A 13,625-nucleotide genomic window follows, 5' to 3' on the forward strand; every position below is an offset into this window, starting at 1 on the left:
GCGCGTGATACACGACGCGCAACCGAAGCCGGCGCCGACAACACGCGCCGGTTGCCGCTAGTCGGCCACCTTCTGCCGCAGCGTCACGAACTCCTCGGCCGCGGTCGGGTGAATGCCGATCGTGTCGTCGAACTGCGCCTTCGTCGCGCCCGCGCGAATCGCGATCGCGATGCCCTGGATGATCTCGCCCGCGTCGCGGCCGACCATGTGTGCGCCGACCACGCGCTGGCTGTCGCGCGCGACCACGAGCTTCATCAGCGTGCGCTCGTCGCGGCCCGACAGCGTGTGGCGCAGCGCCTTGAACGACGTGCGGTAGATGTCGAGCTCGCCGTACACGGTGCGCGCATGCGCCTCGGTGAGGCCGACCGTCGCGACCTCGGGCTGGCTGAACACCGCGGACGGCACCCATTCGTGATCGGTCGCGGCGCGGCGCCCGCCGAACAGCGTCGCCGCGAGCAGCGCGCCGTCGCGCGTCGCGACCGGCGTGAGCTGCGGCCGCGACGTCACGTCGCCGATCGCATGGATCGATTCGACCGACGTCGCCGAATACGCATCGACCGCGATCGCGCCGCGCGCGTCGAGCAGCACGCCCGCGCGCTCGAGCCCGAGCCCCTCGACGTTCGGCACGCGGCCGGTCGCATAGAGCACCGCGTCGTACGGCCCGTGCTGCGCATCGCCAACCCGCACGCTGAGCGTGCCGTCGTCCGCGCGCACGATCGATTCGACCACCGCGCGCGCATGGATCGCGACGCCCTGCTTGGTCATCTCGTCGGTCAGGAATTGCCGCACGTCGTCGTCGAAGCCGCGCAGGATCTTCTCGCCGCGATAGAACTGGTCGACATGGCTGCCGAAGCCGTTGAAGATGCCCGCGAACTCGACCGCGATGTAACCGCCGCCGACCACCGCGATGCGCTCGGGCAGCTTCGCGAGCGACAACGCCTCGCGCGACGTGATCGCATGCTCGATGCCGGGCCGCGGCGGCAGCGACGGGCGCGAGCCGGTCGCGATCGCGATGTGGCGCGCGCGGATCGTGAGCGCGCCGATCGCGACGGTATGCGCGTCGACGAGCGTCGCGCGCCCCGCGTGCATCTCGACGCCGGACTGTCGCAGCAGATTGATGTAGATGTCGCTGAGCCGGTTGATCTCGCGATCCTTCGCGGCGATCAGCGCGGGCCAGTCGAGCGTGCCGGCGCCGAAGGTCCAGCCGAAGCCCTTCGCGTCCTCGAGCTCGTGCGGATAATGCGATGCGTAGACGAGCAGCTTCTTCGGGATGCAGCCGCGCAGCACGCAGGTGCCGCCGATCTGCTCCTCTTCCGCTATCCCGACGCGCGCGCCGTATGACGCCGACATCCGGGCGAGCCTCACGCCGCCGGAGCCGGCCCCGATGACGAACAGGTCGTAGTCGAATTCCATCGCAAGCCCTCATCGCAGTTCGGATGAAGGCACGATAACAAGATTCCGGCATTCGTGCGGGACGGGGCGCCGCGGAGCGCGTGCCCCATAAAAAACGGCGAGAGACGTCGCCTCTCGCCGGTCAAACCAGCTGCCGGGTGTGCCATGCGTCACCGATCGACCACATGCCCGACCTGCCGGTCGCGCGGCGCCGGTCCGCCCGGGCGCGCGAACGGCGCACCCGCGGCGGGACCCGCCGCCATGCTCAGGCCTGCGACGTGTCGCTGCCGTCCGTCGCCTGCGTATCGTCTGCCTGCTGGGGCTGCTCTTCCTTCTTCTCGAGCATGCCTTCGATCGCCTCGGCGCCCTTGAAGCCGGCGACGGCCGCTGCCGCCTTGGTCAGCAGGCCCGCATCCGGATCGAGCTTCTCCGCTGCCTCGACGGCCGCCACGGCGCCGGCAATTTCGCCCACGGTGTTCAGGATACCCATCGTCATCCCCTTTCAAGAAAATCGTGAGCGCATCGTCCCACGAAAAAAACCGGCAGACCGTGTTTGTCATCACCGGATACACAAATTACGCACCAGGCCGGCCGCACGCGAAAACGCGCACCGGAACGACGCCCGCGCGTGCGGCGCGGCGCACGGCGGAGCCTGCACGCAGCGTAGCGGAAACGCTTCGCGCGCACTGTCAAAGTATGTTCCGAATTGCCGACGGAACCCTTACGGGCGAGTCGCTTCCGATGGAGCGGTCGCTGAATGGCCGTGCGCGCGCAGGAAGCTCGCGTGACGAAAAAAAAGAGGCTCCCGCGGGAGCCTCTTCGATGCGCGCCGAGCCGGGGCCCGCGCGTGCGTTTTCCAACTTTCGTCAGAAGATATTGCGCAGGCCAATCGCGATGCCGGTCTGGTTGCTGCGACCCGGCAGCTCGACGTTCGCCGCGCCGTTCGTCTTGTTGAAGTCGACGGTGCCGTAGACTTCCGTGCGCTTGCTCAGCGCGTATTCGGCGATGCCGACGATCGCGTAGCGGTTGCCGCTCGCGAGCGTGCCGTTCGTGGTCATCGCGTTGCGCATGTGGTCGTAGTAGAACGCGCCCGTCAGCGTCAGCGGCGTGCTGACTTGCCAGCTCACACCCGCGAACGGACCGTCGTCGATCCGGCCCGTGCCCTTCGCGACCGGGATCGACTGCTGCGCGAGCAGGCTGTCGACGAAACCGGTGTCGTCCTTCGAGCGCAGGTAGCCCGCATAGACCTTCGCCTTGCTGAACGCGTACACGACGTTCGCGTGGTAGATCGTCTGCTTGCGCGCGGAGTTGTCGCTGTTCTGCTGCGCGCCGGCTGCGATGCTCAGCGGGCCCGCCACGTACGACAGCGACACGCCCCATGCATTGCCCTTGCCGAGCGAGCCCGGGATCTGGCCCGAGAAGCCGCCGGCGCCGGTCGATTCGTAGTTCGTGCCCGTCGAGTACATCGCCTTCGCGGTCAGGCCCGCGAACTTGCCCGTGTACTTGATCTGGTTGTCCGCATACAGGCCGCCACCCAGCGCGACCGGCAGCCACGCGTTTTCGAGGTAGTTGCCGACCGTCAGCGGATCGTAGGTGTCCGCCAGCAGATCGAACAGCGGGGTCTTCTGGCGGCCGAGGGTCACCGTGCCGTACGGGCTCTGCAGGCCGACGTACGCTGCGCGGTTGAAGAGGCGCCCGCTGTCGGCGAATCCGCCGTTCTGCAGGTTGACGCCGCTTTCGAGGTTGAACACGGCCTTCAGGCCGCTACCGAGGTCTTCCGTGCCGTAGATGCCGAAGCGGCTGTTCGTGATCGCGCCGTTGGCCATCGACAGCAGGCCGTCGTTCTTCGCGTTTGCGTTGGTCAGGTAACGGATGCTGGCGTCGGCGACGCCCCACAGCGTGACCGAGCTTTGTGCTGCTGCGTACTGGCTGGCGAAGGCCAGCGCCGCGCCCCCTGCGATAGCTGCGAGTCGGGTGGTCTGCTTCATGAGCTTGCCCTTTTTGTCGGTGTCTCCATTCATGGCCGGCCGCGTGCGCGGCCGGGTGGCGATCGCGGAACGCTCATGGCGTGCGCGATGTGGGCTGAATCATAAGACCAGTGCGCGCGCTGAAAGAAATTGAAAAGGGTGGCAACGCGCGATTTTGTCGCCCGGGCGCAACGTTTACCGCGCGGGGTTTGCCTCTCGTGGCGTGCCGCCGTCGGGATTGCTGCCATCGCGGCCGTTACTGCCAGCGCCGCCATCACCACCACCGCCCGCGCGCCGCCGCGCCCGCCGCACGATCTCCGCGAACGCACCGACGAGCAACAGCACCGCGCCCCACAGCGCGACGTCCGGAACGAGCCGCGTCACGAGGCCGCCGATCACCGCGCCGGCCAGGAAACAGAAGCTGATCGTCGCGAGCAGCGCCGAGTCGTGCAGCGCGAGCGCGTCGTAGCGCGGAATCAGCCCGACGAACAGCTTCTGCGCGGCGCGCCGCAGGTTGCCGGTCGTCATCACCGACGTGTACGAGAGTTCCTCGAGATGGGTGAACGACAGCGTCTGCAGCGTCGCGACGAACGAGATGCCGGGAATCAGCCACGCGCTGGACGCGCCGACGAGCCCGCTCGCGGCGAGGCCGAGAAACGCAATCTCGACGATCAGGCTCACGAACGCGGTGTGGCGCATCCAGCCGCGCTGCGCGGCGAGGCCGAACAGGTGCGCGACGAATACCGCGACCACGAAGCCGCCGAGCGGCGGCACATGATGCAGCGCCTCCGCCCATTCGCCGGCCGAGACGTTGATGCCGAGCAGCGCGACGTTGCCGGTCATCGTGTTCGCGAACACGTGGCCGTGACCGACGTACGTGTAGGCGTCGAGGTAGCCGCCGGACAGCGTGAGCAGCGCGGCGACGGTGAGGTTGCGGCTGGCGCCGTCGAGATCCATCGATCCTCCCGTGTGACGCGCCGCCCGGCCGCACGAGGCGAGGCGGGCGGCGCCTGATTCATCGGTTCCGGCCGGTGCCGGACGTCGCGGCTTCCGCGCGGCCGCGCCAATATAATGGTCGGCGTCGGGCGCGCGCATGCTGCGCATGCCGCCGTCGCGGATGGCGGTGCCGGAAGACCGGCCGAGTATACCGGCCACCTTCGCGGCCGCCATCGCCAGCTACCTTCGCCGTCCCGCGCTCCGCTCCACCCCGACCCGCTGCCCCTGTCGACATGCCGCCGCATGCCATGACACCCGCGAAGTTCTTCCTGCGCTACACCGTGATTCCGTTCTTCGCGATCGTGCTGGTGGCGGTCTGGGCGTTCAATCGCGAATCGGGCGAAGTCGATGCGCGCCAGTATGCGGCGCTGGTGGCGGCCTATCCGTCGTTCACGCCGAAGCTGAAGCACGAGGTGGCCGACGCGATGCGCGGCAGCGGCAGGCTCCGCAAGGCCGACTACGACGCGATCATGCGCGACGCGCTCGACACCGGTTACGTGGTGGACTGGCCGGCCGCGACGGACGACGTCGGTGGCGAGCGCGGCCGGCTGCTCGGCCTCGTGAACGGCGACCGGCCGGCGTCGCCGTAGCGTTCGGTCACGCCCGGCATCGGTCGGCCGCCGCCGATCGGCTGCCGCTCACTGACCGATGCCGGTAAGCCCGATCAGCGCGCCGGCCGCGAGCAGCCACAGCGGATGAATGCGCGTGCGCCACGCGAGTACCGCGCATGCGGCGGTGATGCCCCACTGGATCGCGGTGCGGTTCGACGCTTCCGAGATCAGCACCGCGCTGGCCGCGACGAGCCCGGCCGTGACCGGCATCAGCCCCTGCTGCACGTAGCGGCGCCACGGGCGGTCGCGAAAGCGCTCCCACGCATGCAGCGCGAGCACCGTGACGATCGAGGACGGCCCGAACTTCGCGATCGACGCGACCAGCAGCCCGGCCCAGCCGGCCACGTGCCAGCCGACCAGCGACACGATCATCATGTTCGGCCCGGGAGCGGCCTGCGCGAGCGCGAACAGCGCGGTGAACTCGTGCGCGCTCATCCAGTGATGGACGTCGACCACCTGCCGCTGCATCTCCGGGAGGATCGTGTTGCCGCCGCCGAATGCGAGCAGCGACAGCTGGCTGAAGATCGTCGCGATCGCGATCAGCGTGTCGTTCATGACCGGCCTCCGTCGCGGGCAGTGGTGCGTTGCGATGCCGGCGTATCGCGGCGCCGCGACGCGAGCCAGATGCTGATGGGCGTCAGCACCAGCATCGTGGTCAGCAGCGGAAGGCGCAGCACCGCGATCGCGACGAACGCGAGCGCCGCGATGCCTGCCGCCGTGCGCGGCGCGTGCCGCAGCGGCTTCACGACCTTCACGGCCATCGCGACGAGCAGGCCCGCGGCCGCGGCGGCGAGCCCGCCGAACAGGTGCTGCACGCGCGGATCGCCCTGCGTCTTCGCATACAGCACGCCGAGTGCGACGACGACGAGCGTCGGGCCCGCGATCAGCCCGAGAATGCCGGCGAACGCACCCGCGACGCCGCGAAAGCGCATGCCGACGGCGACCGACAGGTTGATCACGTTGCCGCCCGGCAGGAACTGGCACAGGCCGAGCAGATCGGTGAATTCGTCGGCGGACAGCCATTTGCGCTCGTCGACGATCGTGCGCCGAGCGAACGGCAGCGCGCCGCCGAACGACATCAGGCCGAGCGACAGGAAGCCGGTGAACAGCTCGGCGAGGCCGATGCGGCGCGCGGGCGCCGCGGGCGGCGGGGAAACGGATTGCATGGGGCTCCTCATCAAACGGTGTCCCGAGATTACCGCCGTTCAGCATGCCGGCAAAACGATTTTATCGACGCGCCCTTGTGATCTAGAATCACAAGCATGGCACGCGATCTCCCGCCCTTTTCCGCGCTTCGGGCCTTTGAAGCAGCGGCACGACACGAAAGCTTCAGCGCCGCTGGCGACGAGTTGCATGTGACTCATGGTGCCATCAGCCGGCAGATCGCCGGGTTCGAGGCGTGGCTCGGCAAGCCGGTGTTCCACCGCTACGGCAAGCGCGTGAGGCTCACCGACGAAGGCCGCCGCTATCTGGACACCGTGCGCGCCGCGTTCGACAGCATCGCGCTCGCCACCGAGCAGCTGCGCAACACCGGCGCCGCGCGCGTGCTGCGCATCAATGCGCTGCCGACCTTCGCGATGAAATGGCTGCTGCCGCGCCTGTCGCGGTTCCAGCGCGACGTGCCGAACGTCGAGCTGAAGCTGTCCACGTCGAACGCGCCGCTCGACGCGCTCGACGGCTTCGACGTCGCGATCCGCCGCGGCCCCGGCCACTGGCCCAACTGCACGAGCGGCCACTTCCTCGACGAAAGCGTGATTCCCGTCTGCAGCCCCGCGCTGCTCAAGCGCGCGCCGATTACCCGCGCGGACGATCTCGCACGGCACGTGCTGTTGCATTCGGATACGCGGCCGGAAGGCTGGCGCGACTGGTTCGCGGCGGCCGGCGTGACGCCGAAGGGGCGCAAGCGGCAGTCGTTCGACCACTTCTATCTGGCGCTGCAAGCGGCCGTCGACGGGCTGGGCGTCGCGCTCGGCCCGCTGCCGCTGATCGACGACGAACTCGCGAGCGGGCGCCTGGTGATGCCACTCGACGGGCCGCGCATCGCGACGCGCAGCTACTGGTGGATCGCGCCGCGCGCGCCGGCCGACGATCCGCTCGTCGCGCAGTTCTGTGCGTGGCTGCAGGCGCAGTCGAACACCGGCGCGTAAAGACGCACCGGCGGGCGGCATTGCACCGCCCGCACCCAAATCAGACCACCGGCCCCGGTTCCTTTTCCTTGCGCAGGATCGCGTAGAGGATGATCGCGCCGAACGTCGCGGTGCCGATCCCGCCGAGCCCGAAGCCGCCGATCTTCAGCGAGAAGTCGCCGGCGCCGAGCACCAGTGTGACGGCCGCGACGATCAGGTTGCGGTTGTCGGAGAAGTCGACCTTGTTGACGACCCAGATCCGCGCGCCCGTCACCGCGATCAGCCCGAACACGACGATCGACACGCCGCCGAGCACCGGGCCCGGAATCGTCTGGATCACCGCGCCGAACTTCGGCGAGAAGCCCAGCCCGATCGCGATCAACGCGGCGACCGCGAACACCAGCGTCGAATAGATCCGCGTGACGGCCATCACGCCGATGTTCTCCGCGTAGGTGGTCACGCCCGTGCCGCCGACGCTGCCCGACACGATCGTCGCGAGCCCGTCGCCGATGAACGCACGGCCGACGTAGCGGTCGAGGTTGTGGCCCGTCATCGCGCTGACCGCCTTGATGTGGCCGAGGTTCTCGGCGACGAGGATCACCGCGATCGGCGCGAGCATCAGCATCGCGTGCGGATCGAACACGGGCGCGCGAAAAGCCGGCACGCCGAACCACGCGGCATGCGCGACGATCGAGAAATCGATCGGCTTGCCGAGGCCCATCGCATTGGTCGCGATCGCGTAGAGCGCGTACGCAATCGCGAGCCCGACGAGGATCAGCAGGCGCTGCATCATCCCGCGCGCGAACACCGCGACGCCGCCCACGCACAGCACCGTGACGAGCGCCATCACCGAGTCGAACGTCGAGGCCGACACGCCCTTGACCGCGATCGGCGCGAGGTTCAGCCCGATCACCGCGACCACCGCGCCGGTGACGACGGGCGGCATCAGCGTCTCGATCCAGCGCGTGCCGATCGCCTGCACCAGCGCGCCGAGCGCGACGTACACGACACCGCACGCGACGATCCCGCCGAGCGCGACCGCGATGTTCGGGTTCGGGCCGCTGCCGCCGTAGCCCGTCACCGCGATCACGAGGCCGATGAACGCGAAGCTCGAGCCGAGGTAGCTCGGGACACGGCCGCCGACCAGCACGAAGAACAGCAGCGTGCCGATGCCCGACATGAAGATGCACAGGTTCGGGTCGAAGCCCATCAGCAGCGGCGCGAGCACGGTCGAGCCGAACATCGCGACCACGTGCTGCACGCCCATCGCAACCATCTGCGGCCACGCGAGGCGTTCGTCGGGGCCGACCACGCGCGCCGCGCCGGTCGATTGCACCCGCCAGCGCGGGAAGTAGGAATCGGACATGGGGAAAAAGGGCTCCTGTCGAACGCCGGCTGCGAACGGTGCGCCGGTCTGGAATCTGGCGCGAGTTTACGGAGCGGAAATGGGGCTGGCAAGCGCGAACCGCCGGTGCGACGGCCGCGCCCGTGGGGCGGACACCGGGCCGGCGCGATCGCACATGCCGGCCGGCCGCAGCCGTGGCCGTGGCCGTGCGCTGTGGCATGCAGCGACCGGCCGGCGCGTCGCGCGATGTAAGCGGGCGCTCACATCGCAGCGGGCGCCGCGGACATCACGGATTGATGTACTGGAACAGCGACAGGTTCTGCAGCTGCACGTAGGCCTTCTGCGCGCCGGTCAGCGCGTTCTGCACCTGCAGGTACTGGCTGATCGTCGTCGTCATGTTGGTGCTGGTCAGATCCGTCAGGTTGCTGGTCGTCTGCAGCGACGCGGTCTGGTTGACGGCCTGCATCGCCTTGACCTCCTGCTCGCGGCCGCCGACCGACGCCTGGATCGTCGTCACGTTGCGCATCGTGTTGCCGACCTTGATCGAGCCCGTCATCAGCGCGTTCGACAGCGCCGCGGCGGCGACCGGGTTGCCGGTCACGGGCGTCTTCAGCGCCGAGATCATCGAGTCGAGCGTCGAGAACACGTCCGCGCCGCCGCTCGCCTGCGGGCCGGGCGTCACGGCGAACGTGTCGCCGGCGGCCGGCGTGCCCGACACCGCCACCGTCATCCCGCCGCCGAGCGCGATCGCCGAGCCCGCCGTGTACGCCTGCGCGGCCGTGGTGGTCGGCGGCTTGGCCGAGTTGTCGGTCACCGTGTAGGTCGGCGCGGCGGCCGTGCCGCCGAACGCGATCGAGAACTGATGGCCGTTGGTCGCGGCCGACGGGCTCGTGACCGTCACCGCGGTGATCGTGCCGGTGCCCGTGTTGGCGGCGCCGGCCGACGGCACCGGTGCGCTGCCGAGCGACGACACCGACATGAACACCGCCGAACCGGTGTCGCCCTGCGCCACGCTGCTCGAATCGGCGATCTGTACCTGGCGCGTGCCCGAGTCGCCGACGTAGCTGACGCTGCCGTTCGGGCTGCTGGTAAACGGCGCCGACGAATTGTTCAGGCCGGCGAACAGGTAGTTGCCGGCCCCGTCGTTCGAGTTCGCGAGCGTCATCAGCTGGTCGCGATAGCCTTGCAGCTGCGTCGCGAGCGCCGAGCGGTCGCTGTCGGCCAGCGAGCCGTCGCCGGCACGCACGACGAGCGTCTGCACGCTGGTCAGCACGCCGCTCACGCTCTGCAGCGCCTGATCCTCGGCCTGCAGCGACGCGAGCGCCGCGGTCTGGTTGGTCGCGTACTGCGACAGCGTCGCCGACGTCATCGACAACTGCACGGCCTGCGCCGCACCGACCGGGTTGTCGGCCGGCGTCTGCAGGCTCACGCCGCTCGCGATCTGCTGGTACAGCTGCGCGAGCTGCGCCTGCTGATCGTTCATCTGGGAAACGTTCAGCTGAAAGAACTGGGCGCTGGAAATTCGCATCGCTTCTATTCCTCGAATCCGGTCAGTTGAACAGGCCGAGCACGGTCTGGAACAGCGTCGCCGCCGTCTGGATCACCTTCGCGTTCGCCTGGTAAAGCTGCTGGTACTGCATCAGGTTCGCCGCTTCCTCGTTCTGGTTCACGCCCGACACCGACTGCTGCGCAGTGGTGATCTGGCCGACCAGCGAGGTCTGCGCGGCGCTCGACGATTTCAGCTGGCTCGCCGTGTTGCCGATGCCGTTCACGTAGTTCGCATACGCGCCGGTCAGCGTCGTCGTGCCGCCGCCGAGCGACTTCGCGGTGACGAGCTGCGACAGCGCGAGCGCGTTGGAGCCGTCGCTCGTGCCGCCCGCGTACGGCCCGATCGTGAACGCGTCGCCGTCCGACGGCGCGCCGGACAGCGTGACGGTCACGCCGTTCATCACGCCCGCCGGCGCCGGCTGCGTGGTGCTCATGATCGTCAGCTTCGCGCCGGCCGTCGCGTCGTACGGCACGCTGTCGGTCGGGCTCGTGATCGTCACCGAGGTGGGCGGCGTGCCCGCGATCGTCACCGTGGTGCCGGCCGGGAAGCCCGACAGCGACTTCGACGCCGCGTCGTAGGTGAGCTTGGTCGGCGTCGTCGGGACCTGGTAGCCGGCGCTCACCGCGCCCTGCGTGATCTTGCCCGTGCCGAGGTTGGTGCTCGACGCCGCCGCGACCACCGGCGACGCGGCCGCGATCGCCGAACCGCTCGTCGTCGCGAGGCCGAAGCCGTTCAGCGCGCCGCGCGTCGGCAGCACGGTGAACTGGTCGCCGGCATTCATCGAACCGGACGCGAACGAGAAGGCCAGGCCACCGATCGACGCCGGCATCGACGTCGCCTGGCCGACCACCGACCCGCTCGCGCGGTCGGTCAGCGTGTAGTTGGTGCCGTCGTACGACAGCGTGTAGTCGCTCGTCGTCGGCTGCGCTGCGTTGGAGAACGAGACGGACAGCGACGCGTTGCCGGTATTGCCCTGGTTCGAATAGACGGCCGGGTTCGCCACCGTGAACAGGTTGCCGCCCGGCTTGCCCGACAGGTCGATGCCGAGCGCGTTCTGCCCGTTGACCTGCGCGGCGAAGCTGGTCGCGAGCGCGCCGAGCTGCGCCTGCGCGGGGTCGAGCGTCTGGCTGCGGAACGCGAGCAGGCCGCCGAGCGTGCCGCCCGACAGCGATGCATCCGGCAGCGCCTGGTTCGGGCCCGGCGGGTTCGCGCCGGCGATGCCTTGCGACACGACGGTCAGCTCGCTCGGATCGGACGGCGACGTGACCGTCGCGAGCTGGTAGCTCTTGTCGGCGACGACGAGCGGCTGGCCGCCCGCGAGGAACACGCTGTAGCCGCTGTCGTTGCGCACGACCTGCACGCCGGCGAGACTCGACAGGTTCGACACCGCGAGGTCGCGCTGGTCCATCAGCTGGTTGGGCGGCTGCCCCTGGCTGCTCGCCGCCGTGATCTGCTGGTTCAGTTGCGCGATCTGCGCGGTGTACGTGTTGATCTGCGACACGGTGCTGGTGAGCTGCGTGTTGACGCTCTGGCGCAGCGCATCATATTGCTGGCCGGCCGCCTTCAGCTGGTCGGCGAGGACCTGCGCGTTGCTGATCGCGGTCTGCCGCACCGACGGATCGGACGCATTGTTCGCGACGTTCTGCAGCCCGGTGAAATAGCCGGTGATCGCGGTCGAGATGCCGGCCGTCGGGCTGCCGACGTAGTTGTTCAGCTGCGCGACGAGCGAATACCACGTCGAGAGCGCGCCGCCCTGCGACTGCGCGCTGTTCAGCTGGTCGCTCAGGTACTGGCTGTACTGCCGCTGCACGGTGACGGTGTTCACGCCCTGCGGCATGTAGCCGCTCGACGTGTACTGGCCGCTCGCCTCGGCATAAACGGGGCGCTCGACCGAATAGCCGGGCGTCGCGGCGTTGCTGATGTTCTGACCGGTCGTCGTGAGGCCCCAGAGCGCGGCATTGAGGCCGCTGACGCCGAGGTTCATGAGTGTGTTGGACATGCGCGATCCTGATGAGCCGGCCGCGCTGCGGCCGCCGGGTTGCGTGACTCCCGGTATAACGGCCGCGGATCGAAAAAATTGAGGAAAAAATGCACGCACGACGCGCGTTCGCGCGTCGCCGGTCGAGGGCCCCGGCGGACGCTGCCGGCGCCGGTGCGAAGGCGGCCCCGAGCGGGGCCGCGAGGGGGGCGTCAGGCCCGCGCGAGCGAGCGGCGCTTCATTTCGAGCTGCGTGATCAGGCGCTGCAGCGTGTTCTCCGCGCTGCCCGGCAGCGACATGAAGCGAAAGCCGAGCTGGTAGCGCCGCGAACCGTTCGGCATCTGCGTCGAACGCTGCGACACGAGGCGCAGCTCGAGCGACAGCTTGCCGTGGCCGGTCAGCTCGAGCTCGACGTCCGGCAGCAGCGTGCCGACCTCGAGCGCCTCGACGCGCTCGTCGGCCGTGCGCAACCCGACGCCGCCGAGCGACAGGTTATGCACCTCGAACACGAAGCTCTCGCCGTCCGGGAGCGTGCCGCGGCAGAGGAACGGATCGACGATCGGCGCATCGACGCGGAAGTACTCGCGGCGCTGGATGCACATCAGCACGTCGGGGAAATCGGCGACGAACGCGGGCAGCCCCTCGTAGCGCGTCTCGCGCGGCGTGCTCGTGGTGAATTCGACGCGCACGCCCTCCGGCGCGGCCGAGAACGTGCAGTGCGACGCGGCGAGGATGCTGGCGTTCTGCTCGGACAGCGCACCCCAGTCGAACGTGAACGTGCGCGCGCCGACGTCGACCTCGAGCAGGCGCGTGACCAGCTGGCCGCCCGGGTACTGCACCGTCAGGAAGTCGCCGCGGTTCACGAGATTGCGCAACTGCACACCGATCTCCAGCGGATTGCGGCGGGCGTAGTCAGGCCCGGAATGGCCCGCATCCAGGCTCGGATCGGTCGACGTTTCGATATTCATGGCTAGCCGGTTTTCTTGTCAGGGCGCCCGGACGACCGGTGCGCAGTAAAACCGGGCCAGAACAGGGCCCGGTAGCAGGTCTCACACACTTAGCGGCAGTGCTCACCGAAAGTTTAGATCGAATTGCCGATATTTTTCGCGCAAACGTTGAAACCGCGCGCGGCGGGGTGCCGGGCGCGGTCCGAAAGACGGCGGACGGGGCCTGCCCGTCAGCCGATCTGCTGCATGATCGAGATCAGCTTCTTCGCGTAATTCGGGTCGGTGGCGTAGCCGGCCTTCTGCATCCCGTGCGCGAAACCCTCGACGCTGCGGCTCGCGCTCAGCACGCCCGCGTAGCGCGGGTTGTTCTTCAGCAGGTTCGCATAGTCGGTCATCGCATGCTCGTACGAATCATACGCGCGGAACTTCGCGACGACGCGCCGCGGCGTGCCGTTCACGTACTCGGTCGTCAGCGCCGACACCGTGCGGCCCGTCCAGCCCTTGTTCGCCTTGATGCCGAACACGTTGTAGCTCGTCGAGCCGTCGCTCGCGCGGATCTCGCGCTTGCCCCAGCCCGATTCGAGCGCGGCCTGGCCGACGATGAAGCGCGCCGGAATGCCGGTGCTCGCGCTCGCCGCCTGCGCCGGCGCGGCGAGCCGGTCGACGAATGCGTCGGCGTCCTGCACGCCGCTCGCGCCCTTCACCGGCGGCGTG

The 13,625-nt window shown here is 69.1% G+C and carries 13 protein-coding genes; 2 read left to right on the forward strand and 11 right to left on the reverse strand.

Translation table 11 applies throughout. From position 1 onward, the window contains the following. Positions 1 to 57 precede the first annotated feature (57 nt). From gor to F3J14_RS18625, 4 genes are all read right to left on the reverse strand, one after another. Positions 58 to 1,413 carry a glutathione-disulfide reductase gene (gene gor / locus F3J14_RS18610; RefSeq protein WP_166724264.1) on the reverse strand — a complete coding sequence of 452 codons (1,356 nt, stop codon included), beginning with the start codon at positions 1,411 to 1,413 and terminating at the stop codon, positions 58 to 60. A gap of 244 nt (positions 1,414 to 1,657) precedes the next feature. After that, on the reverse strand, positions 1,658 to 1,882 hold the full coding sequence (locus tag F3J14_RS18615; RefSeq protein ID WP_121861342.1) for a hypothetical protein: 225 nt from the start codon (positions 1,880 to 1,882) through the stop codon (positions 1,658 to 1,660). 376 nt (positions 1,883 to 2,258) lie between these two features. After that, positions 2,259 to 3,380 carry a porin gene (locus tag F3J14_RS18620; RefSeq protein WP_166724265.1) on the reverse strand — a complete coding sequence of 374 codons (1,122 nt, stop codon included), beginning with the start codon at positions 3,378 to 3,380 and terminating at the stop codon, positions 2,259 to 2,261. 174 nt (positions 3,381 to 3,554) lie between these two features. After that, on the reverse strand, positions 3,555 to 4,316 hold the full coding sequence (locus tag F3J14_RS18625; protein WP_166724266.1) for a YoaK family protein: 762 nt from the start codon (positions 4,314 to 4,316) through the stop codon (positions 3,555 to 3,557). Positions 4,317 to 4,603: 287 nt separating this feature from the next. On the opposite strand from F3J14_RS18625, the gene F3J14_RS18630 reads away from it, so the two are divergent. Then, a complete protein-coding gene (locus tag F3J14_RS18630; protein WP_166724267.1) occupies positions 4,604 to 4,945 on the forward strand; it encodes a hypothetical protein in 342 nt (113 codons plus the stop codon). A 48-nt stretch (positions 4,946 to 4,993) separates the two neighbouring features. On the opposite strand, the gene F3J14_RS18635 is transcribed toward F3J14_RS18630, so the two are convergent. Then, entirely contained in the window at positions 4,994 to 5,521 is a 528-nt protein-coding gene (locus tag F3J14_RS18635) for a chromate transporter (protein ID WP_006760173.1), read from the reverse strand. After that, positions 5,518 to 6,132: a chromate transporter gene (locus F3J14_RS18640; RefSeq protein WP_166724268.1), complete on the reverse strand. Its 615-nt coding sequence runs from the start codon at positions 6,130 to 6,132 to the stop codon at positions 5,518 to 5,520. The genes F3J14_RS18635 and F3J14_RS18640 overlap by 4 nt, the downstream gene beginning before the upstream one ends. 96 nt (positions 6,133 to 6,228) lie before the next feature. Between F3J14_RS18640 and F3J14_RS18645 the strand changes: the two genes are divergently transcribed. Beyond that, positions 6,229 to 7,113: a transcriptional regulator GcvA gene (locus F3J14_RS18645; RefSeq protein WP_011658134.1), complete on the forward strand. Its 885-nt coding sequence runs from the start codon at positions 6,229 to 6,231 to the stop codon at positions 7,111 to 7,113. 40 nt (positions 7,114 to 7,153) lie between these two features. On the opposite strand, the gene F3J14_RS18650 is transcribed toward F3J14_RS18645, so the two are convergent. From F3J14_RS18650 to flgJ, 5 genes are all read right to left on the reverse strand, one after another. Continuing rightward, on the reverse strand, positions 7,154 to 8,458 hold the full coding sequence (locus F3J14_RS18650) for a solute carrier family 23 protein (RefSeq protein WP_012364897.1): 1,305 nt from the start codon (positions 8,456 to 8,458) through the stop codon (positions 7,154 to 7,156). 265 nt (positions 8,459 to 8,723) lie between these two features. Then, positions 8,724 to 9,965 (reverse strand): flagellar hook-associated protein FlgL, encoded by a 1,242-nt coding sequence (gene flgL, locus F3J14_RS18655; RefSeq protein WP_166724269.1) that lies wholly within the window; start codon positions 9,963 to 9,965, stop codon positions 8,724 to 8,726. A gap of 22 nt (positions 9,966 to 9,987) precedes the next feature. Next, positions 9,988 to 11,985, reverse strand: coding sequence for a flagellar hook-associated protein FlgK (flgK, locus tag F3J14_RS18660; protein WP_166724270.1), 1,998 nt, complete (start codon positions 11,983 to 11,985; stop codon positions 9,988 to 9,990). Positions 11,986 to 12,176: 191 nt separating this feature from the next. Then, a complete protein-coding gene (locus F3J14_RS18665) occupies positions 12,177 to 12,932 on the reverse strand; it encodes a flagellar brake protein (protein WP_011658137.1) in 756 nt (251 codons plus the stop codon). A gap of 209 nt (positions 12,933 to 13,141) precedes the next feature. Then, positions 13,142 to 13,625, reverse strand: a 484-nt coding sequence (flgJ, locus tag F3J14_RS18670) for a flagellar assembly peptidoglycan hydrolase FlgJ (protein WP_166724271.1), incomplete at its 5' end; no start/stop codon positions are given.

The organism is Burkholderia sp. Tr-862 (assembly GCF_011753085.1).
GTDB classification, from domain to species: Bacteria; Pseudomonadota; Gammaproteobacteria; order Burkholderiales; family Burkholderiaceae; genus Burkholderia; species Burkholderia ambifaria.